The organism is Achromobacter sp. DMS1 (assembly GCF_001270295.1).
Map to the genome: position 1 here is coordinate 11173 of NZ_LHSJ01000013.1, position 19995 is coordinate 31167.

The 19995-nt window shown below is 66.8% G+C and carries 16 protein-coding genes, 1 tRNA gene and 1 pseudogene; 5 read left to right on the plus strand and 13 right to left on the minus strand.

All coding sequences use genetic code 11. The features are described from left to right. Positions 1 to 19 precede the first annotated feature (19 nt). On the plus strand, positions 20 to 1306 hold the full coding sequence (locus tag AD428_RS02880) for a cytochrome c (RefSeq protein ID WP_053244110.1): 1287 nt from the start codon (positions 20 to 22) through the stop codon (positions 1304 to 1306). A gap of 211 nt (positions 1307 to 1517) precedes the next feature. Here AD428_RS02880 and AD428_RS02885 read toward each other — a convergent pair whose 3' ends face one another. The 4 genes from AD428_RS02885 to AD428_RS02900 all read right to left on the minus strand — a co-directional run bounded on the left by AD428_RS02885 (position 1518) and on the right by AD428_RS02900 (position 5380). Continuing rightward, positions 1518 to 2270 (minus strand): SDR family NAD(P)-dependent oxidoreductase, encoded by a 753-nt coding sequence (locus AD428_RS02885; RefSeq protein WP_053244111.1) that lies wholly within the window; start codon positions 2268 to 2270, stop codon positions 1518 to 1520. Between the two features lie 68 nt (positions 2271 to 2338). Continuing rightward, positions 2339 to 3085 carry an acetoacetyl-CoA reductase gene (phbB, locus tag AD428_RS02890; protein ID WP_053244112.1) on the minus strand — a complete coding sequence of 249 codons (747 nt, stop codon included), beginning with the start codon at positions 3083 to 3085 and terminating at the stop codon, positions 2339 to 2341. Beyond that, positions 3075 to 3536: a phasin family protein gene (locus AD428_RS02895; protein WP_053244113.1), complete on the minus strand. Its 462-nt coding sequence runs from the start codon at positions 3534 to 3536 to the stop codon at positions 3075 to 3077. The genes phbB and AD428_RS02895 overlap by 11 nt, the downstream gene beginning before the upstream one ends. A gap of 98 nt (positions 3537 to 3634) precedes the next feature. After that, positions 3635 to 5380 (minus strand): PHA/PHB synthase family protein, encoded by a 1746-nt coding sequence (locus AD428_RS02900; protein ID WP_053244114.1) that lies wholly within the window; start codon positions 5378 to 5380, stop codon positions 3635 to 3637. A 428-nt stretch (positions 5381 to 5808) separates the two neighbouring features. Between AD428_RS02900 and AD428_RS26975 the strand changes: the two genes are divergently transcribed. Next, positions 5809 to 6231 (plus strand): hypothetical protein, encoded by a 423-nt coding sequence (locus AD428_RS26975; RefSeq protein ID WP_200907981.1) that lies wholly within the window; start codon positions 5809 to 5811, stop codon positions 6229 to 6231. A gap of 23 nt (positions 6232 to 6254) precedes the next feature. Further along, on the plus strand, positions 6255 to 6722 hold the full coding sequence (locus AD428_RS02910; RefSeq protein ID WP_053244116.1) for a hypothetical protein: 468 nt from the start codon (positions 6255 to 6257) through the stop codon (positions 6720 to 6722). Positions 6723 to 7080: 358 nt separating this feature from the next. Here AD428_RS02910 and AD428_RS02915 read toward each other — a convergent pair. Beyond that, positions 7081 to 7157 (minus strand) — tRNA-Pro (locus AD428_RS02915). Positions 7158 to 7340: 183 nt separating this feature from the next. Here AD428_RS02915 and AD428_RS02920 point away from each other — a divergent pair. Beyond that, positions 7341 to 8684, plus strand: coding sequence for an MFS transporter (locus tag AD428_RS02920; RefSeq protein WP_053244117.1), 1344 nt, complete (start codon positions 7341 to 7343; stop codon positions 8682 to 8684). A gap of 19 nt (positions 8685 to 8703) precedes the next feature. Here AD428_RS02920 and pstB read toward each other — a convergent pair whose 3' ends face one another. The 5 genes from pstB to ppk1 all read right to left on the minus strand — a co-directional run bounded on the left by pstB (position 8704) and on the right by ppk1 (position 14910). Then, complete coding sequence (pstB, locus tag AD428_RS02925; RefSeq protein WP_053244118.1) at positions 8704 to 9480, minus strand: phosphate ABC transporter ATP-binding protein PstB; 777 nt, start codon at positions 9478 to 9480, stop codon at positions 8704 to 8706. Between the two features lie 47 nt (positions 9481 to 9527). Then, positions 9528 to 10382 carry a phosphate ABC transporter permease PstA gene (gene pstA / locus AD428_RS02930; protein WP_082308232.1) on the minus strand — a complete coding sequence of 285 codons (855 nt, stop codon included), beginning with the start codon at positions 10380 to 10382 and terminating at the stop codon, positions 9528 to 9530. A gap of 17 nt (positions 10383 to 10399) precedes the next feature. Further along, positions 10400 to 11416: a phosphate ABC transporter permease subunit PstC gene (gene pstC / locus AD428_RS02935; protein ID WP_053244119.1), complete on the minus strand. Its 1017-nt coding sequence runs from the start codon at positions 11414 to 11416 to the stop codon at positions 10400 to 10402. 116 nt (positions 11417 to 11532) lie between these two features. Beyond that, the gene (pstS, locus tag AD428_RS02940; RefSeq protein ID WP_053244120.1) at positions 11533 to 12573 is read right to left on the minus strand and encodes a phosphate ABC transporter substrate-binding protein PstS; all 1041 of its coding nucleotides are present in this window, start codon (positions 12571 to 12573) and stop codon (positions 11533 to 11535) included. A 261-nt stretch (positions 12574 to 12834) separates the two neighbouring features. Next, on the minus strand, positions 12835 to 14910 hold the full coding sequence (gene ppk1 / locus AD428_RS02945) for a polyphosphate kinase 1 (RefSeq protein ID WP_053244121.1): 2076 nt from the start codon (positions 14908 to 14910) through the stop codon (positions 12835 to 12837). Between the two features lie 229 nt (positions 14911 to 15139). Here ppk1 and ppx point away from each other — a divergent pair, with 229 nt between their 5' ends. After that, the gene (ppx, locus tag AD428_RS02950) at positions 15140 to 16627 is read left to right on the plus strand and encodes an exopolyphosphatase (protein ID WP_053244122.1); all 1488 of its coding nucleotides are present in this window, start codon (positions 15140 to 15142) and stop codon (positions 16625 to 16627) included. A 148-nt stretch (positions 16628 to 16775) separates the two neighbouring features. Here the strand turns inward: ppx and AD428_RS02955 are convergent, their stop codons facing one another. From AD428_RS02955 to folP, 3 genes and pseudogenes are all read right to left on the minus strand, one after another. After that, the gene (locus tag AD428_RS02955; protein ID WP_053244123.1) at positions 16776 to 17576 is read right to left on the minus strand and encodes a GNAT family N-acetyltransferase; all 801 of its coding nucleotides are present in this window, start codon (positions 17574 to 17576) and stop codon (positions 16776 to 16778) included. Between the two features lie 221 nt (positions 17577 to 17797). Next, positions 17798 to 19145 (minus strand): annotated as a pseudogene (glmM, locus tag AD428_RS02960) (phosphoglucosamine mutase). Then, positions 19142 to 19987 carry a dihydropteroate synthase gene (folP, locus tag AD428_RS02965; RefSeq protein ID WP_053244124.1) on the minus strand — a complete coding sequence of 282 codons (846 nt, stop codon included), beginning with the start codon at positions 19985 to 19987 and terminating at the stop codon, positions 19142 to 19144. Before folP ends, glmM begins: the two are co-directional and overlap by 4 nt. Positions 19988 to 19995: the final 8 nt, after the last annotated feature.

Genomic DNA, 19995 nt, shown 5'->3' on the forward strand with positions numbered 1-19995 from the left:
CCAGACGGGGCCGCAGCCCATGATCTCCGCTGCGCCGCATGCGCCCCCGCCCGCCAACGACGGGGCCACTTCCAGCGACCCGCTGGTGCGCGGCGCCTACCTGGCGCGCATGGGAGACTGCGTGGCCTGCCACACCGCCCCGGGCGGCAAGCCTTACGCGGGCGGCCTGCCGATGGCCTCGCCCATCGGCACGCTGTACTCCACCAACATCACGCCCGACGCCAAGACCGGCATCGGCGGCTACAGCTTCGAAGACTTCGACCGGGCCGTGCGCGAGGGCGTATCGCGCGACCGGGGCAGCCTCTACCCCGCCATGCCCTACCCGTCCTATGCCCGGCTGAGCGAGCAGGACATGCGCGACCTGTACGCCTACTTCATGAAAGGCGTCGCACCGGTGGAGCATGCGGTGCCCGACAACGACATCCCGTGGCCGCTTTCCATGCGCTGGCCGCTGGCCGTCTGGCGCATGCTGTTCGCGCCCGACGCCGACGAGGTCCAGGCCAAGGCCGACGCCGTCTCGCCGCAGGCCGACCCCAAGCTGCGCGGCGCCTACCTGGTCGAGGGCCTGGGACACTGCGGCTCGTGCCATACGCCGCGCGCCTTCACCATGCAGGAAAAGGCCCTCACCGACAGCGACCCCGTCTACCTGAGCGGCGGCGACGCCCCCATCGACGGCTGGATCGCCAAGAGCCTGCGCGGCGAAGCCGCCGACGGCCTGGGCCGCTGGTCGGAACAGGACATCGTCGATCTGCTGAAGACCGGGCGCAACAACCAGACCGCCGTCTTCGGCGGCATGAGCGACGTCATCCGCCACAGCACGCAATACCTGAGCGACCGGGATCTGCGGGCCATCGCCGTGTACCTGAAGGCCCTGTCGCCGCGCGAACCGGGCCGCGGCGACCCCGCCTACGCCGCCAGCCCGGACACCGCCAACGCCCTGTGGAAGGGCGACGCGCGCGCGCGCGGCGCCGCCCTGTACCTGGACAATTGCGCCGCGTGCCACCGTTCCGACGGCAAGGGCTATGCGCAGGTGTTCCCGGCCCTGGCGGGCAACAGCGCCGTGCTCGCGGCCGACCCGCGCAACGTGATAGGCATCGTGCTCCAGGGCCACGAGGTGCCGGCCACCGCCACGCGGCCTTCCACCTTCACCATGCCGGCCTTCGGCTGGCGGCTGACGGACCAGCAGGTTGCCGACATCGCGACCTTCGTGCGCGCTAGCTGGGGCAACCAGGCCGGGGCGGTGGACAGCGGCGCGGTCCGCAACGTGCGCAGCGGGCAGCAGGAAGCCGCGTCGTCATCGCAATAGCGCCCTCGGGCGTGTCAACCCGGACGCCGCGCCCATCCAGAAAGCCAATTGCGCGAGCACGCCCGCGCCGGCCAGCGTCCAGGCCGCCGCCAGCGCCGGGGCGCCGCCCACCCCGGCCTGGGGCGGATTTTCGTGGACTTCTGCCTGGAGCTGTTCGCGCACTGGCCCAGGCGGGCCTGGCCGGCCGCCGGGCCCCGGCATATCCGGATGCCTATTGCGCGGTGTAGCCGCCGTCCGCGACCAGGGCGCTGCCGGTAATGAAACTCGCGCCGTCGGACAGCAGGAATGCAATCGCATGGGCGATTTCCCCGGCGCTTCCGAGGCGGCCGATAGGATGCTGGCTGACCAGTCCCGCGCGGGTGGCGGCATCGTAGCGGCCAAGCAGCGGCGTGTCCACGTAGCCCGGATGGATGGAATTGACGCGGATGCCCTTGGCCGAGTAGGCCAGCGCCGCGGAGCGCGTCAGGCCCGTAACGCCATGCTTGGACGCGTTGTAGGCGGGCGCATGGCCGGCGCCGACCAGCCCCAGGATCGAGGACATATTGACGATCGCCCCGCCGCCGGCGGCGAGAATGGCCGGAATCTCGTAGCGCAGGCCGTACGCCACGCCATTGAGATTGATGTCGATGACGCGTTGCCAGACGTCGAGCGCCATCTCGCCCGCCGGGCCCGAATCCCCGCCGACACCGGCATTGTTGACCGCGAAGTGCAGCGCCCCGAAATGCTTCACCGCGCAATCGACGGCCGCCTCCACCTCGCCGGGCCTGGACACGTCGGCGACGTTGGCCGCCGCCTTGCCGCCCGCCGCGACGATATCGTCGACCACGCGCCGCACCGCGGCGGCATCCCGGTCCGAGACGACCACCGACAGGCCGTTGGCGGCCAGCAGGCGGGCGGTGGCCTCCCCGATGCCGGACGCGGCGCCGGTGACCAGCGCCGACACGCCCGAGAACGAATACTTCATGGCAATACTCCTTGCACGTCGTGCCCAACGCGGGCCGGGGCCGACCGCAGCGGCCGCCCCGCCCCGCTTCAATACATGTGCTGTCCGCCGTTCATGGCCAGGTTGCTGCCCGTCATGAAGGCCGCGGCGTCGCTGCAGAGGAACGCGACCAGCTCGGCGATTTCCGCGGGCTGGCCCAGCCTGCCCACCGGAATCTGCGAAATGATCTGCGACTCCAGGATGTCCCTGGGAATCTTGGCGACCATCTGCGTCTCGAGATAGCCCGGCGACACGGTATTGACCGTGACGCCCTTGCTCGCCAGCTCCAGCGCGAGCGACTTGGTGAAGCCGTGGATTCCCGCCTTGGACGCCGAGTAGTTCGTCTGGCCGAATTGCCCCTTGCTGCCATTGACGGACGAGATGTTGACGATGCGGCCCCAGCCCCGCTGCACCATGCCCTCGACGAACGGCTTGGTCACGTTGAACATGGAGTCGAGGTTGGTGCGCAGCACCGCGTCCCAGCTCTCCTTGCTCATTTTCCGGAAGCTGCCGTCGCGGGTAATGCCGGCGTCGTTGATCAGGATGTCGACCGCCAGGCCATCGGCGTGGATGCGCGCCGCCATCTCCTGGCACGAGTCGAAGTCCGAGACATCGGTCCCGTAGGCCCGGAACGCGTAACCGCGCCCGGCCTGCTGCCGCAGCCATTCTTCGGCGCGCGTATTGGCCTTGCTGTGGGTGACGATCACCTCGTGGCCCGCGTCGTGCAGCCGGAGCGCGATGGCTTCGCCCAGCCCGCTCATGCCGCCCGTTACCAGCGCAGTGTGTTTAGCCGACATGGGCGTCCCCTTTCTTCTTGGCCGCTCCGCCCTCGGCCGGAGCCCATTGGGCGCCCCAGTTTCCGAAGTAGTCGAGGAACGGAAGCTTGGCGCCGCCGGGCTCGATGCCGCCTATCGAGGATTTCTGCCAGGACTGGATCGCCTGCTGCAGGCCCTGCGTGAACGCCGCCTGGTTCTCGATCGCGATCTGGGTGGCGTTCTGCGCGTCCGCGAAACGCTGCTGCACCTGGCGCCAGAACGCCTCGGCCGGCAGCGCGAGCAGCGTCTGCCACGTCGAGGTCTGCCCCAGGTTCTCGATCTCGGCCTTGTATTCGCCCGCGCCTTCCTGGCTGACGCGGGAGGCCAGCCCCAGCCATCGCTGGCTGTTTTCGTGCAGCAACTGTGCAACGCGGAGATGCAGCTCGATGTTGGCCCTCAGCAGGTCGAAGGGAAAAGCGTTGTTGGTAGCCATGGAAACTCCTTAGCAATCGGATTGCTCCCGCAGGAGGCGGCGGGAGGGTATGGCCACGTCGGCCGCCGGCCCGTTTCTGGCGTATGGCGACGGCATGGCTACTTCTCCTTGACGTACAGCCCGGGGGCATCGCAGAGCGGCGCATAGCCGCGCGCAGCCGCTCCAAGCGCAGGCGGCTTGACCGGGGCCCCCGAGCGGCTCTTGAGCCAGGCAGCCCAGGCTTCCCACCACGAACCGCGGTGGACCTTGACCTTGGCGGCCCACTCGTCCGGCGACACATAGCCGCCGCCGCGCGGACGCGTCGCGATCTGGTACTGCCTGCGCGGATGCCCGGGCTCGCTGATGATGCCGGCGTTGTGCCCGCCGGTCGTAAGCACGAAAGTGATTTCTGCGGGAGACAGGTGATGCAGCTTGTACACCGACCGCCACGGCGCGACGTGATCCTTCACGGTGCCCACGCAGAACGTGGGCAGATCCAGCGTGCTCAGCGTCACCGGCCTGTCTCCCACCGGATAGCGGCCGTTGGCCAGGTCGTTGTCGAGAAACAGCCGGCGCAGATACTGAGAATGCATCCGCGCCGGCATGCGCGTGGCGTCGGCGTTCCACGCCATCAGATCATTCATGGGGCGGCGCTCGCCCAACAGATACTCTTCCACCAGCCGCGACCACAGAAGGTCATAGGAACGCAGCATCTGGAACGCCGCCACCATCTGATCCGCCCGCAGATAGCCCGACTCCGCCATCTGCGCCTCCAGCAGGCTGACCTGGCTCTCGTCGATGAACAGGCCCAGCTCACCCGGCTCGCTGAAATCCGTTTGCGCCGTGAACAAGCTCAGCGACGCCAGGCGCCCGGCCTGGCCGTCGCGCACCATGGCCGCGGCCGCGATGGCCAGCAGCGTGCCGCCCAGGCAGTAACCCGTGGCATGAATCTTCCGGTCCGGCACGATGGCCCGGATGGCATCGAGCGCGGCATGAACGCCATGCTCCATGTATTCGTCCATGCCGAAGTTCCGCTCGGCATAGCTTGGATTCTTCCATGATATGCAGAACACGGTATAGCCTTGCGCCACCAGATACCGGATCAGCGAGTTCGACGGCGACAGATCCAGGATGTAGTACTTCATGATCCACGCCGGCACGACCAGTATGGGCTCCGGATGCACCCTGGAGGTGGCCGGGCCGTACTGGATCAGCTCCATGACCGGATTGCGCAGCACCACCTTGCCCGGCGTCACCGCCACGTCCTTTCCCACGACGAAGCGCTCCGTCCCGGCGGGCGGCAGGCCTGCGGCGCGCCGCTGTATGTCTTCCAGCAGATTGTTCATGCCGCGCACGAGATTCATGCCGGCTTCCTCCACCGTGCGCCGCAGCGCCACCGGGTTGGTCGCCAGCAGGTTGCCGGGCGAGAAAATATCCAGCCACTGCCGGGCCGTAAAGGCAACGACTTTCTGGTGATGCCGCGACAGCCCCCAGATATCGCTGGTCGCCGCCTCCCACCAGTGCTGCGTCATGAGGAAACTCTGGTGCAGCAGACTGAAAGGCCATTGCCGCCATGCGGGATCGCGGAAACGACGGTCCAGGATGGGCGGTTCGATATGCGCCGGCCCCTTCAGCGGGCCCACGTGCGCATATTCGCGCAGATAGTCGGAAAGCTCCTGCGCCTGGTCGATCGCCAGCTTCGTCAATTGCAGGCGCTTGCCGGGCGAGCGCGCCAGGTGGCTCAGCCAGTCCACCATGGCCAGCGTGGCCGATTCCGGCGAAAGCGACGTCCAGGCGCGTGCCCAGAGCGCATGCGCGTGCGCGTCGATGGAATCGGGAGGGGCGGCATCCGCCGGCTCTGACACGGCATACTCCTTCGCGAGGCGTTGCTGACAAACGTGACGACCCTATGGTGTCGCGTGGCGCGCCAAAAGGGATTGACCTAAGTCAACTAGCGACCAACTGGTCGGTAGCTGCATCCGCGCGCATGCGTCTGCGTTGCACATCGCCGCGCAATGTTGCAGAACGATACGCGCACCTCCGGGCAGGCCCCCCGGGCGTGGGTAACAACAATTGACATCCACGGCGCGGCGCCCACGGAAACACGAAACGCGGCCCATGCCCCATCAGAACATCGACCGCGGGTCGCGAGCAATAGCACGCTTTCCATGGCCCTGCCCACGAGCGCGGCCCGCGGGACTGGAATCGATGAAGCCGCCGTTGCGCGCGCCATGGATCTGCAAGGGATGGACGCCCGTTCGTCGCGCGCCACGAGAGCATGGGCAGGTAGCGCATGCCTTCATTTCTGCCATGGGAAATGGACGGACCCCGGCACCTCGGCCAGTTGCTCACCTTGGGGCATGCCTCTCAATGCTTGGCCAAGACGTCGCTCTTGCGGACCACGATGCCTGGCGTGCCTCGGAATCCGCTCGACGGCATCAGCATCGGATTGTCGTCGAGGGCCTGGCGGACAGCGTCGGGGAAGACCGACAACCAGCAGCGCCTGCGCAATGCCATATGGCGCAGCCTGTACGACAGCAAGCACGAGGCCATCGCAGAGTATTCGGTATTCGCAAACTTCAGTCGGCCGTTCCTGAACTTAAAAAACGAAAGCGAACTCAAGGCGCTTGCGGCTTTGGTGGCGTTTCTGGCATCGGCCCAAGCAGGTTTCATGTCTGGCGAGGTAGTTCATATCAGCGGTGGTCGTTACGGATAAGCTGCGACTAAGGAAAACGGACAATGACTCATCAACAATCGCTTTCCCGTGAACTCTCCGAATGGGCCATGAGGCTGCGCTTCGACCAAGCCCCCGCTGACGCGCGGCAGGCGATCGCTAATTGCCTGCTGTATAACCTGACCATGGGCCTTGCGGTGGACGACAGTAATGACCAGCTCGGGAGGGCTCTGCGCTCCATTGCCGACGCGAACGGTACTGCGCGTCTATTCAGGGGTCGCGGGACTCGCAGTGCAGCGGATACCGCCTTCATCAATGCCGGGCTCATCACGGCGCGCGGCCAGAACGACACCCATCCCCAGGTCGTCACGCATATGCGCTTCGAGATTGCGACGGGCAGCCAAGCTGCCATCAGCGTTGCCGCGATCAAGGGGCGTATGTCTTCCGAGAGGAAAATCTGGATAGCCCGGCTGATTGCCGAAGAACTGCGAGCGAGCGACTTTATCCCTGCCCTGCCCGCCGATCCGGCTTGAATGTTGCCGGCTTCGAGGTAGCGCCGTGAATCTCGACCCCACGCGAGGTCTGATCCTGGCCCGGTCAGAGTTCGGGCGAAAATCTTTGCCCGCCGGAACCGAGCGACCAAGCAAGTTGGCGCCGACCATGCCCCAAGCGCACACAGGCTCAGAGGAATGGGCCCGCCTCAACTCGAACCCAGGAGAGAGAAGACAGGCGGCGAAATACGCTATTGCGACCGACTGCGCATTCTTGCCTCAATGCCCACATGGATTTGCTCACGGCCCACTGCAAGTTCGTTGTCCCATAGGTTGTCCCATAAGCCGGGCAAAGAAAAAGGGCCAGCTCAACGACATTGAGCTAACCCTTTGATTTTATTGGTCGGGGCGGCGGGATTCGAACTCGCGACCCTCTGCTCCCAAAGCAGATGCGCTACCAGGCTGCGCTACGCCCCGAAGGGTCGCCACTATAACAGATCCGGCCTGCCCGCCGGGGCGATGGCATGCGAGCAGTTACCGATTGACGCCTATATATTTCAAGCCTAAATTAAAAAGCCGCCCGCCTGGGGCGTGCCGCCACAGGCCGTTAGCATCGGCTGCGAGGCGTATACACAATCACAATCGTTCATCGGGAAAATCATGTCTCACGCATCCGCCGCGCCAGCCTGGGGTACGCCGGGCCGCACTACCTATACCGTGTTGCTCGTCTGCTGGCTGGCCATTCTGTTCGAAGGCTACGACGTGGGCGTGATGGGCGCGGTGCTGCCGGCGCTGGCGGAGTACAGGGAATGGAACCTGACCCCGCTGGAACTGGGCATGCTGGGCAGCTATGCGCTGGCGGGCATGTTCGTGGGTTCGTTCGCGGTGGGCACGCTGAGCGATCTGCTGGGGCGGCGGCGCATGCTGCTGGGATGCGTGGGGCTGTTCTCGCTCACCATGGTGGGCGCGGCCTGGGCGCCGACGCCGGCCTGGTTCGCGGCGTTCCGGTTCCTGGGCGGCCTGGGGCTGGGCGGGGTGATCCCGGTGGCGGCGGCGCTGACGATCGAGTACTCGCCGCCGCCGCGCCGCGGCTTCAATTACGGGGTGATGTACTCGGGGTATTCGCTGGGCATCCTGTGCTCGGCGGCCGTGGCCATGGCCCTGCTGGCCCATTGGGGCTGGCGCGCCGTCATTGCGGCGGGCGCCCTGCCGCTGGTGCTGCTGCCGCTGCTGGCGCGCCTGCTGCCCGAATCGCTGGAGTATCTCTTGTCCAAGGGCGACGAGGCCGGCGCCCGCGCGCAGGCCGCGCGCCTGGGCATCGCCTCGCTGGAGCCGTTCCGGCCGCGCGAGGTGGAGGGCGAGAAGGCGACGTGGCGCGATGTGCTGGCGGCGGTGTTCGCTCCGCGCCAATTGCGGGCCACGCTGTGTTTCTGGGGCGCGCTGTTCCTGGGGATGATGCTGGTGTATGGGCTGAACACCTGGCTGCCGCAGATCATGCGCAAGAACGGCTACGACCTGGGTTCGAGCATCTCGTTCCTGCTCGTCTTCAGCCTGGCCTCGGCGGTGGGCGGTCTGGTGCTGGGCCGGTTTGCCGACAAGAGCGAGCCGCGCCGCATCGTGTCGCTGTTTTTCCTGGTGGGCGCGGCGGGCATTTACTGCCTGACCTACCGCAATTCGCTGGCCGTGAATTATCTGTGGGTGGCGCTGGCCGGCGTGGGCAGCATTTCGTCTTCGCTGATTCTCACCGGCTACCTGGCGGGCTACTATCCGGCGCACGCGCGCGGCGCGGCGACTGGCTGGGCGCTGAGTTTCGCGCGCATCGGCGCCATGAGCGGGCCGATCGTGGGCGGCTATCTCGCCAGCCTGAAGCTGCCGCTGGCGTGGAATTTCGTCGTGTTTTCCTGCGCGGCGGCGCTGGCGGCGATCCTGGTGATGCTGATCCCGGCGCGGCGGGCGGCGGCCGCGCATGCGGCAGACGAGCCCCTGCCCGCCCAGGGCGACTGAGGCCCGGAAGCCCGTCGCCTCAGCCGAAGCGGCCGGTGATGTAGTCTTCGGTTTCCTTGCGGGCGGGCTTCACGAAGATCTGGTCGGTCTGTCCGTACTCCACCAGCTCGCCCAGGTACATGTAGGCGGTGAAGTCCGAGCAGCGCGCGGCCTGCTGCATGTTGTGCGTCACGATGACCACGGTGTACTCGTTCTTGAGTTCGGCGATCAGCTCTTCGATCTTGGCAGTGGAGATCGGGTCCAGCGCCGAACACGGCTCGTCCAGCAGCAGGACTTCGGGCTTGATGGCCACGCCGCGCGCGATGCACAGGCGCTGCTGCTGGCCGCCGGACAGGCTGTTGCCGCTCTGGTGCAGTTTGTCTTTCACTTCATTCCACAGCGCAGCCTTGCTCAGCGCCCACTCCACGCGCTCGTCCATCTCGCCCTTGGACAGGCGCTCGAACAGGCGCACGCCGAAGGCGATGTTGTCGTAGATGCTCATGGGAAACGGCGTGGGCTTCTGGAACACCATGCCCACCTTGGCGCGGATAAGCGAGATGTCTTTCTTCGAGGTGAGCAGGTTTTCGCCGTCGAGGATGATTTCGCCCTCGGCTCGCTGGCCGGGGTACAGCTCGAACATGCGGTTGAAGGTGCGCAGCAGCGTGGACTTGCCACAGCCCGAAGGGCCGATGAAGGCGGTAACCTTCTTTTCCTGGATCGACATGTTCACATTGCGGATGGCATGGAACTTGCCGTAGTAGAAGTTGAGGTTCTTGACCTCGATCTTGTTCTTGACGGCGGCGGCGGTGTTTTCCATTGGGTTTTCCTGAAGCCGGCTCCAAAGCGGCGCCGGCGTAGCGGCCTTTACTTGCGGAACATGTTGCGGGCGACGATGTTGATGCCCAGCACCAGCAGGGTGATCAGCGTGGCGCCGGCCCAGGCCAGGTTGTTCCAGTCCTTGAAGGGGCTGGCCGCGTACTGGTAGATGACCACGGGCAGGTTCGCCATCGGCGCGTTCATGTTCAGCGACATGAACTGGTTGGACAGCGCGGTAAAAAGCAGCGGCGCGGTTTCGCCGGAAATGCGGGCGATGGCGAGCAGCACTCCGGTGATGATGCCGGTCTTGGCGGCGCGATAGCACACCATGGTGATCATGCGCCACTTCGGGCAGCCCAGCGCCGCGGCGGCCTCGCGCAGGCTGTTGGGCACCAGCAGCAGCATGTTGTCGGTGGTTCGCACCACCACCGGAATCACCAGGATGGACAGCGCCAGGGCGCCGGCCCATCCGGAATAGTGGCCCACCTGCGCCACGTAGATGGCGTAGATGAAGAGGCCGATGATGATGGACGGCGCCGACAGCAGCACGTCGTTGAGAAAACGCGTGGCCGGCGCGAGCCAGCCGCGCTGGCCGTATTCGGCGAGGTAGGTGCCCGCCAGGATGCCCACCGGCGTGCCGATCAGGGTGCCCACGCCCGCCATGAGCAGGCTGCCGATCACGGCGTTGAGCAGGCCGCCCTGCTGGCCCGGCGGCGGCGTGATTTCGGTGAACAGCGTCAGCGACAGCGCCGGCGCGCCCTTCACGAGCAGCGTGAGGATGATCCAGAAGAGCCAGAACAGGCCGAAGGCCAGCGTGCCCAGCGAGATGCCCAGCATGACGCGGTTGACGATTCGGCGCCGGCGATAGATGCCGTTCTGCATGTTGAGGACGGAAACAGCCATGTTTTTTCCTTGGAGCCTCAGGTCTTGCGGCCTTCGCCGGCCGCCAGGCGGACCAGCAGCATTTTCGACAGCGCCAGCACCACGGTGGTGATGAGGAACAGGATCAGGCCCAGTTCCAGCAGCGCGGATTTCTGGATGCCGCCCGCTTCGTTGAATTCGTTGGCGAGCGCGGAAGCAATGGAGTTGCCCGGCGAGAAGAGCGAGCCGGACCACTTGAAGGCGTTGCCGATCACGAAGGTGACCGCCATGGTTTCGCCCAGCGCGCGGCCCAGGCCCAGCATGATGCCGCCGATGACGCCCGACTTGGTGAAGGGCAGCACCACGCGCCACATCACTTCCCAGGTCGTGCTGCCCAGGCCGTAGGCGGATTCCTTGAGCATGGCGGGCACCAGCTCGAACACGTCGCGCATCACCGCGGCAATGAAGGGAATAATCATGATGGACAGGATCAGGCCCGCGGTGAAGATGCCGATGCCGAAAGGCGGCCCGGCGAACAGGCCGCCGATCACGGGCACGCTGCCCAGCGTGGCGATGAGGAACGGCTGCACGTGCTGCTGGAACACCGGCACGAATACGAACAGGCCCCACATGCCGTAGATGATGGAGGGAATGGCGGCCAGCATTTCGACGGCGGTGCCCAGCGGCCGGCGCAGCCAGGCCGGCGACAGCTCGGTCAGGAAGATGGCGATGCCGAAGGACACGGGCACGGCGATGATGAGCGCGATGGCCGAGGTGAGCAGGGTTCCGATGATGGGAACCACCGCGCCGTAGCTCTGCTTGACCGGATCCCAGTCGTTCAGCCACAGGAACGAGAGCCCGTACTTGGCCAGGGTTTCACGGCTGCCGTAGACGAGCGACACCATGATGGCCGCCAGCAGGATGAACACCAGGAAGGCGAACAGGCGGGTGAGATTCTTGAACAGCGCATCCATCAGCGCGTTTTTGCTTTGCTTCATAGGCGAAGGCGTGCCGGTAGTCACGGAGTCCGCCCCGGAAGGCGAAAGCGGCACACTATTATCCATTACCGCGCTCATGGATGGACTTTCCTCGGGAAAACAGGGGTTCGTTCTGCTCGGGCAAGGCCGGCGACGCGGGGCGGGCCGGCCGCAAGGCGGACGGCGCGAGGCATGGCGCCCCGCGCCGGCACGCTTTATTGCCAGACGGGCTTGCCGTCGGCGGACTTGATCTCGCCCCAGGCGCCGCGGATTTCCTTGGTGACCGACTCCGGCAGCGGCACGTAGTCCAGGGCCTCGGCCGACTTGGCGCCGTTCTTGAACGCCCAGTCGAAGAACTCCAGCACCGCCTTGCCCTGCGCCGGCTTGTCCTGCACCTTGTGCACCAGGATGAAGGTGGCGGCGGTCACGGGCCACGAATCGGCGCCCGGCTCGTTGGTCAGCACCACGCCCATGCCCGGCGCGCTCTTCCAGTCGGCGTTGGCGGCCGCGGCGGCGAACGCCTTCTGCTCGGGCTGCACGAACTTGCCGTCCTTGTTCTGGAGCTGCGTCCACGCCAGCTTGTTCTGCTTGGCGTAGGCGTATTCCACGTAGCCGATGGAGTTCTTGAGCTGGCCCACGTAGGCGGCCACGCCTTCGTTGCCCTTGCCGCCCTGGCCGGTGGGCCACTTCACGGCCTTGCCCTCGCCCACCTGCTCTTTCCACTCGGGCGAAACCTTGGACAGGTAGTTGGTCCAGCCGAAGGTGGTGCCCGAACCGTCGGAGCGATGCACCACCACGATGTCGGCGGCGGGCAGCTTCAGGCCGGGGTTGAGCGCCGTGATGGCGTTGTCGTTCCACTTCTTGACCTTGCCCAGGAAGATGTCGGCCAGGACCTTGCCCGAGAGCTTCAGCTTGCCGGGCTCCACGCCGTCGATGTTCACCACGGCCACGGTGCCGCCGATCACGGCCGGGAACTGCAGCAGGCCGTTCTTGTCGAGGGCGTCGGCCTTCATGGGATCGTCCGAGGCGCCGAAGTCCACGGTCTTGGCGATGATCTGCTGCTGGCCGCCGCCCGAGCCGATGGACTGGTAGTTCACGGCATTGCCGGTGGCCGCCTTGTAGTCGGAGGCCCACTTGGCGTAGACGGGATACGGGAAGGAGGCGCCCGCGCCGGTGACGTTGGCGGCCTGGGCCGCGAACACGGCGGCGCTCAGCGCGACGCCCACGGAAACTTGTTTGAAGACGCGTTTGAACATCAGGGGTTCCTTCTGTGCTCGTTGGAGGAGTCCGGACGGGCTGTTTGGCCGCCCGCCTTTCTGCGACCCACGCATCTTAGGAGCTCAACGTGACAGGATAGTGACAGTCATGTAGGACCACCCCCGAAGCGCCTGCGGCGCTTCCCCCTCGAGGGGGCGCGCCTGCGGACCGGCGAAGCCGGATCCGCGGCGCCCGGCTTGGGGCGGGCGGCTCGCGGCGCGCGGCGGAACCCGTCCCCTTATTCGCCGCGTCCTTCGGGCTCAGGTGCCGAGTTTCTGCATCAGAAACTGGTGCAGGTTGAAGGGTTCGCGGCGGCTGCGGACGCGGACGTAGTCGCCATTGGGCTGTTGCTGCCAGGCGAGCTGGTTGTCGCGCAGGGCGTAGGTGAAGGCTTCGTCGATGACGCGCTTCTTGAGCGACTTGTCGTAGATGGGAAAGGCGACTTCGACGCGGCGAAAGAAGTTGCGGTCCATCCAGTCGGCCGAGGAGAGGTATACGGTTTCGGCGCCGTCCGCGTAGAAGTAGAAGACCCGGGAGTGTTCCAGGAAGCGCCCCACGATGGAGCGCACGCGGATGTTCTCGGACAGGCCCGGCACGCCGGCGCGCAGCGCGCATACGCCGCGCACGATGAGGTCGATTTTCACGCCGGCCTGGCTGGCCTTGTAGAGCTCCTCGATGACGCGCTCTTCGAGCAGCGAGTTCATCTTGGCCATGATGCGCGCGCGCTTGCCGGCCTTGGCGGCGCGCGCCTCGGCGCGGATGGCCGCGACCATGCCGTCGTGCAGCGTGAAGGGCGACTGCAGCAGCGCCTTGAGCGAGCGGCGGGCGCCCAGGCCGGTGAGCTGGGTGAACACCTTGTCCATGTCTTCGCACAGGCGGGGGTCGGCGGTCAGCAGGCCGAAGTCGGTGTAGAGCCGCGCCGTGCGGGGATGGTAGTTGCCCGTGCCGAGGTGCGCATAGCGGCGCAGCCGGCCTTTTTCGCGGCGCAGCACCAGGGCCATCTTGGCGTGGGTCTTGTGCGCCACCACGCCGTACACCACGTGCGCCCCCACCTCCTCGAGGCGGGCCGCCCAGTTGATGTTGGTCTGCTCGTCGAAGCGCGCCATCAGCTCCACCACCACCGTCACTTCCTTGCCGGCCCGCGCCGCGGCCAGCAGGATCTTCATCAGCTCGGAATCCTCGCCGGTGCGGTAGATGGTCTGCTTGATGGCCATGACGTCCGGGTCCAGCGCGGCGGCCGTCAGGAAATCGATGATGGGCTGAAACGACTGGTAGGGATGGTGCAGCAACCTGTCCTGCTCGGCCACCGCGGCGAACAGCTCGGCCGGCTTGTCGCCCACCCGGTCGAAGGGCGCCGGCACCGGCGCGCGGTAGTCGGGAAACAGCAGATCGGGCCGTGCTGTGGCGTTGCACAGCTGCATCAGGCGGCTCAGGTTCACCGGCCCCGACACGCGGTAGGTGTCGGCGGGCTGCAGCGAGAACTCCCGCTGCAGGAAGGTTTCCAGTTCCACTGGCGTGAGCTTGTCGATTTCCAGGCGCACGGCCGCGCCGAAATTGCGCTGCGACAGCTCGCCCTGCAGGGCGTGGCGCAGGTTGGTGACTTCTTCCTCGTCCACGAAGAGGTCGCTGTTGCGCGTGACGCGCCACTGGTAGCAGCCCAGCATTTCCAGGCCCGGGAAGAGCTCTCCCACGAACGCCCGCAGCAGCGAGGTGAGCAGGATGTAGCCCTCGGGATGGCCGGACAGCGCCTCGGGCATCTTGATCAGGCGGGGCAAGGCGCGCGGCGCCTGCACGATGGCGATGGATGCCTGGCGGCCGAACGCGTCGGCGCCCGAGAGCGACACGATGAAGTTCAGGCTCTTGTTGTAGACGCGCGGAAACGGGTGCGCCGGATCGAGCCCGATGGGCGTGAGCAGCGGCATGACGTCGCGGCTGAACACCTCGCGCGCCCATTCCTGCTGCTCGGCGTTCCATTCGGAGGCATGGTGCAGCACCACGCCCTCGGCGTGCAGCGCGGGCAGGATGGCGTCGTTGAGCAGCGCGTACTGGCGCGCCACCAGTTCGTGCACCGCCTTTTGCACCGCGTCGAAGGACTGGTCCGGCGTCATGCCGTCCGGCCCCACGAGATTGGGCGATTGGCGCTGCTGCTCCTTCAGGCTGGATATCCGGATCTCGAAGAACTCGTCCAGGTTGGAACTGACGATGCACACGTAGCGCAGCCGTTCCAGCAGCGGCGTCGAGGGGTTCTCCGCCATCGCCAGCACGCGTTCGTTGAATTTCAGCAGCGAAAGCTCGCGGTTCAGCAGCGCGGGCTCGGCGGGCGGGCGAGAAGTCATTCCGGATTCCATACGGGGCGAGAAAGCGGCAAGTTTTACGGCAATAGCGTGACGGTTCTATGACATGCGGCACGACATAAGATACGCCAAAACCGGGACACATGACACAGGCGGCATGCGCGCCCGTAACCGGCAAGCCGCTGTTTCATAAGCGAAAACCCCGCCCGGGCGGCGCTGTCACATGGGATATCTATAATCAGCCCACCTTCACGCCTATTTCACGAGCCGCATGGATCAATTACTGGCCGCGGTGGACCTGGGGTCCAACAGCTTTCGCCTCTCCATCGGGCGCATCGTCCAGCAGGACGGCACCCCGCAGATCTACCAGATCGACCGCCTCAAGGAAACCGTGCGCCTGGCCGCCGGGCTGGACGCCAACAAGCGTCTGAGCGACGAAGCCATCGACCGTGCGATATTGGTGCTGGAACGCTTCGGCGACCGCCTGCGCAGCTTCCATCCCAACCGGGTGCGGGCCGTGGCCACCAATACCTTCCGCGTGGCGCGCAATACCTCCGACTTCCTGCCGCGCGCCGAAAAGGCGCTGGGATTCCCCATCGAAGTGATCGCCGGCCGCGAAGAGGCCCGCCTGATCTACACCGGCGTGATCCACACGCTGCCGCCCTCGCCCAACAAGCGCCTGGTGATCGACATCGGCGGCGGCTCCACCGAGGTCATCATCGGCAAGGGGCTGGAACCCGGTCTGATGTCCTCGCTCTATATGGGCTGCGTGAGCTACAGCCGCCAGTTCTTTCCCGACGGCGTGGTGGACGCGCACCAGATGAAGCTGGCCGAGCTGGCGGCGCGCCGGGAAATCGAGGTGATCGCCAAGCAGTACCGCAAGATGGGCTGGAAAGAAGCCTACGGCTCTTCGGGCACGGCCAAGGCGCTGTTCGCCATTCTCACCGAATGCCGGTTTTCCGACCGCGGCATCACCCGCGCCGGCATGGCCAAGCTGAAAGACCGCATCATCCGCTCGGGGCGGGTCATTCCTTCGGAGCTGCCCGGCATCAAGATCGAGCGGGCCGACGTGCTGCCCGGCGGGCTGGCGATCATGAGCGCGCTCTTCGACGAGCTGGGCATCGACGTGATGCACACGGGCGACGGGGCGCTGCGCCTGGGCGTGCTGTACGACCTGCTGGGCCGGGACGACGAGCACGACAAGCGCGACGAATCGGTGCGGCAGTTCATGAAGCGCTATCACATCGACGTGATCCAGGCGCGCCGCGTGCGGCACGCCGCGCTCACGCTGTTCGACGCCATGATGCCCGAGGGCTCCGAGCGCGCCGAGCTGCACGCCGCGCTGGGCTGGGCGGCCGATTTGCACGAAGTGGGGCTTTCGATCGCCCATAACGCCTATCACAAGCACACGGCCTACGTGCTGGAGAACGCCGACATGCCCGGCTTCTCCCGCGCCGACCAGCAGCTGCTGGCCATGCTGGCGCTCGCCCACCAGGGCAAGCTGGGCAAGCTGGAAAACCTGGTGCGCACGCAGGGCCAATGGGTGGCCATCCTGAGCCTGAGGCTGGCCGTGCTGCTGTTCCGCCGGCGCGAAGAAATCGAGCCGCTGCCGCTGTCGGCGTCGGTGCGCAACCGCTCTATCGTGGTGCGGGTGGACCGCCAATGGCTGAGCGAGCACCCGCTTACCGACTTCACCCTGCGCGCCGAGGAGGCGGAGTGGTCGAAGGTGGGTTTCTCGTTCGAGCTGCTGGAGTTCTGACGCCTCGCCCGCCGGACGCGCGCATTCGTTCAAAAAGGCAGGAAGTCCGCCTGGCGCTGCAACCGGCGCAATTCCAGGCGCACGGGCCGCGTCGCCCGCCGTATCAATCTGATCTTTACACGACGGAGCAGGCGGCGCATGGCAGGGTCTAGCGCGAGTTCGGAGTGACGGCGGGCAGGCCGAAATGGCGCCGGTAGCGCTCGTCCATGCCGTCCATGCGGAGCAGCACGGGGAAGTCGGCGGCGTTGAAGTCCGGGTCCCAGGCGGGCTCGCCGCACACCGTGGCGCCCAGCTTGAGATAGCCCTTGATCAGCGGCGGCACCCGCGCCGGCAGGGTGCTGTTGAGCTTTTCCACCGGATAGCGGTGCAGCGGCTTGACGCAGGGCTCGCCGACGCGGGGCAGCTGGGGCAGCACGGTGCGCCAGACCTCGGCGGCGGTGACGCCGTCGTCGCGCAGGCTGACGCTGGCGCAGCCCAGCACGTACTGGTAGCCGCCGCGCCGCAGGTATTCGGCCAGCCCCGACCACAGCAACATGATGACCGCGCCGTTGCGGTGGTCGGCATGGGTGCACGAGCGCCCCACTTCCACCAGTTCGTCGCGGATGGCGCCCAGGCCGGAAAGGTCGAATTCCGACTGCGAGTAGTAGCCGCCCGCCTCGCGGGCCTTTTCCGGGGTGAGAATGCGGTAGGTGCCCACCACCCGGCCGGTATCGAGTTCGCGCACCATCAGGTGCTCGCAGAAAGGGTCGAAACGGTCGCGCTCGATGCCGTCGTGGGCATCGGGGAAAACCGCCCCCATGTCCTCGGTGAAGACTTCGTAGCGCAGACGCTGGATCTGTTCGATCTCGTCGGCGGTGCGCGCCAGCCCGACGACCAGAACCCGTGAGGCGTGGTCCGCCCACCGTTCTGCCGAGTTGCGGTCCGGATTGGTGCGTGCTAATTCCAGCATTGCGCGATGCTCCTAGAGTGTCCGGCCAGTGTGGACGCCCTGTATGTCAATGACTTGACCAATATGTTACGTGACTATGAAGTGTAGTTCGGACGAACCCAGGGGCCTGACAGCCATCCCGACAAAACATTACAAAGCGCGACAGAACAGTGCGGATTCCTGTGCAAAGGCCATTCGCCGTCGCCGGCGAATGGCCTTCGGTCATGCGCGGCGCGGCGGGTTCATCCCAGGCTGGCGGCCAGGCGTTCGGCCGACGAAACGGCCAGGGCCTCGTCCTCGGCCTCGACCATGACGCGCAGCTTGGGCTCGGTGCCCGAAGCGCGGATGAGGATGCGGCCGCGCCCGCCCAGCTCCGCCTCCACGGCCTCGCGCGCCGCCGCCAGGCCCGGGTGCGTTTTCCAGTCCAGGCCGGGCGCGAGCGGCACGTTGATCATTTTCTGCGGATACATGCGCAGGTCGCTCACCCAGTCGGCCAGCGTGGCGTCGTTGCGGCGCAGGGCCGTGAGCACCTGCAGGGCGGCGATGATGCCGTCGCCGGTGGTGTGGCAGTCCAGGCACAGCAGGTGCCCGGAGCTTTCGCCGCCGTACAGCCAGCCGCGCGCCTGCATCTGCTCCAGCACGTAGCGATCGCCCACGTTGGCCCGGGCAAAGCCCACGCCCAGGCGCTCCAGCGCGCGCTCGAAGCCGAAGTTGGTCATCAGCGTGCCGACCACGCCCTCGACCGTGCCGCGCTGCATGCGCTCGCGCAGGATGGCGTAGAGCAGTTCGTCGCCGTTGTAGATGCGGCCGTCGCCGTCGACCATCTGCAGCCGGTCGGCGTCGCCGTCCAGGGCGATGCCGAGCTGGGCGCCGCGCGCCTTCACTTCCCTGGCGAGCTGGTCGGGGTGCAGCGCGCCCACGCCCTTGTTGATGTTGAAGCCATCGGGGTGCACGCCGATGGCGTGCACGTCGGCGCCCAGCTCGCGGAACACGTGGGGGGCGATGTTGTAGGCCGCGCCGTGGGCGGCGTCCACCACGATGCTCAGGCCGTTCAGGTCGAGATCGTTGGGGAAGGTGCTCTTGCAGAACTCAATGTAGCGGCCCTGCGCGTCGTTCATGCGGCGCGCGCGCCCCAGCCCCTCGGAACTCACGCAGCCCAGCTCTTCGTCGAGCGCGGCCTCGATCTCGGCTTCGAGCTCGTCGGGCAGCTTCATGCCCTGCGCCGAGAAGAACTTGATGCCGTTGTCCTGGTAGGGGTTGTGCGAGGCGCTGATGACGATGCCGGCCACCAGGCGCAGCGCGCGCGTCAGGTAGGCCACGGCCGGGGTGGGAACGGGGCCGGCCAGCACCACGTCCACGCCCGCGGCCGACAGCCCGGCTTCCAGCGCCGACTCGAGCATGTAGCCGGAGATGCGGGTGTCCTTGCCGATGACCACCTGCGGCCGGCGCGCCGCGCGCCTTGTCCTTGTAGCTGCGGGCCAGCACCTTGCCTGCCGCGTAGCCCAGCCGCAGCGCGAAGGCCGCGTTGATCACCGGGCCGCCCACTTCGCCGCGCACGCCGTCGGTGCCGAAATACTTGCGTTCACTCATGGATTGATTGCTCCTTGTTCGGCCGCCTGCCAGACCTTGAGCGCGTCCACCGTGGCGGCCACATCGTGCACCCGCACGATCGAGGCGCCGCGGGCCACGCAGGCCAGGGCGGCGGCAATGCTGCCCGGCAGCCGGTCGCCCACGGGCCTGCCGGTGGCCTGGCCTATCATGGTCTTGCGCGACAGGCCGATCAGCAGCGGATAGCCGGCGCTGCGCAGGCTGGACAGCCGGCGCAGCAACTGGAAATTCTGGTCGGCGGTCTTGCCGAAGCCGAAGCCGGGGTCGAGCACGATGCGGCGCGGGTCCACCCACGCGGCGCGCAGCTTTTGCGCCCGCGATCCCAGGAACAGGCCGATCTCGCCGATGACGTCGCTGTACTCCGGCGGCTCGGCCTGCATGGTGCGGGGCTCGCCTTTCATGTGCATCACGCACAGGCCGCAGCGCGACTGGGCCACCGCCTCGATGGCTCCGGGCTGGCGAAAGCCGTAGATGTCATTGATCATGTCGGCGCCGGCGTCCAGCGTGGCGCGCATGACCTCGGGTTTGAAGGTGTCGATGGACAGGGGCACGCCGCAGTCGCGCAGGGCCTCCACCACCGGCAGCAGGCGGGCCAGCTCGTCCTGCGCCGAAACCGGCTCGGCACCGGGCCGGGTGGATTCGCCGCCCAGGTCGAGTATGTGAGCCCCTTCGTCGATCAGGCGGCGCGCATGCGCCACCGCGGCGTCCGGGTCGTTGTGCCTGCCGCCGTCGGAAAAGGAATCCGGCGTGACGTTGACGATGCCCATGACCAGCGGGCGCTCGAGGTCGAACTCGAAGCGCCCGCACAGGAAGTTATTCGCCATGACTCAGG

What these genes read in the sequence shown, in the direction of transcription:
- AD428_RS02880 (WP_053244110.1), top strand. Translation starts at nt 20, where the DNA reads ATGATCTCCGCTGCGCCGCATGCGCCCCCGCCCGCCAACGACGGGGCC.
- AD428_RS02885 (WP_053244111.1), bottom strand. Translation starts at nt 2,270, where the DNA reads ATGAAGTATTCGTTCTCGGGCGTGTCGGCGCTGGTCACCGGCGCCGCG.
- phbB (WP_053244112.1), bottom strand. Translation starts at nt 3,085, where the DNA reads ATGTCGGCTAAACACACTGCGCTGGTAACGGGCGGCATGAGCGGGCTG.
- AD428_RS02895 (WP_053244113.1), bottom strand. Translation starts at nt 3,536, where the DNA reads ATGGCTACCAACAACGCTTTTCCCTTCGACCTGCTGAGGGCCAACATC.
- AD428_RS26975 (WP_200907981.1), top strand. Translation starts at nt 5,809, where the DNA reads ATGCCTTCATTTCTGCCATGGGAAATGGACGGACCCCGGCACCTCGGC.
- AD428_RS02910 (WP_053244116.1), top strand. Translation starts at nt 6,255, where the DNA reads ATGACTCATCAACAATCGCTTTCCCGTGAACTCTCCGAATGGGCCATG.
- AD428_RS02920 (WP_053244117.1), top strand. Translation starts at nt 7,341, where the DNA reads ATGTCTCACGCATCCGCCGCGCCAGCCTGGGGTACGCCGGGCCGCACT.
- pstB (WP_053244118.1), bottom strand. Translation starts at nt 9,480, where the DNA reads ATGGAAAACACCGCCGCCGCCGTCAAGAACAAGATCGAGGTCAAGAAC.
- pstA (WP_082308232.1), bottom strand. Translation starts at nt 10,382, where the DNA reads ATGGCTGTTTCCGTCCTCAACATGCAGAACGGCATCTATCGCCGGCGC.
- pstC (WP_053244119.1), bottom strand. Translation starts at nt 11,416, where the DNA reads ATGAGCGCGGTAATGGATAATAGTGTGCCGCTTTCGCCTTCCGGGGCG.
- pstS (WP_053244120.1), bottom strand. Translation starts at nt 12,573, where the DNA reads ATGTTCAAACGCGTCTTCAAACAAGTTTCCGTGGGCGTCGCGCTGAGC.
- ppk1 (WP_053244121.1), bottom strand. Translation starts at nt 14,910, where the DNA reads ATGACTTCTCGCCCGCCCGCCGAGCCCGCGCTGCTGAACCGCGAGCTT.
- ppx (WP_053244122.1), top strand. Translation starts at nt 15,140, where the DNA reads ATGGATCAATTACTGGCCGCGGTGGACCTGGGGTCCAACAGCTTTCGC.
- AD428_RS02955 (WP_053244123.1), bottom strand. Translation starts at nt 17,576, where the DNA reads ATGCTGGAATTAGCACGCACCAATCCGGACCGCAACTCGGCAGAACGG.
- folP (WP_053244124.1), bottom strand. Translation starts at nt 19,987, where the DNA reads ATGGCGAATAACTTCCTGTGCGGGCGCTTCGAGTTCGACCTCGAGCGC.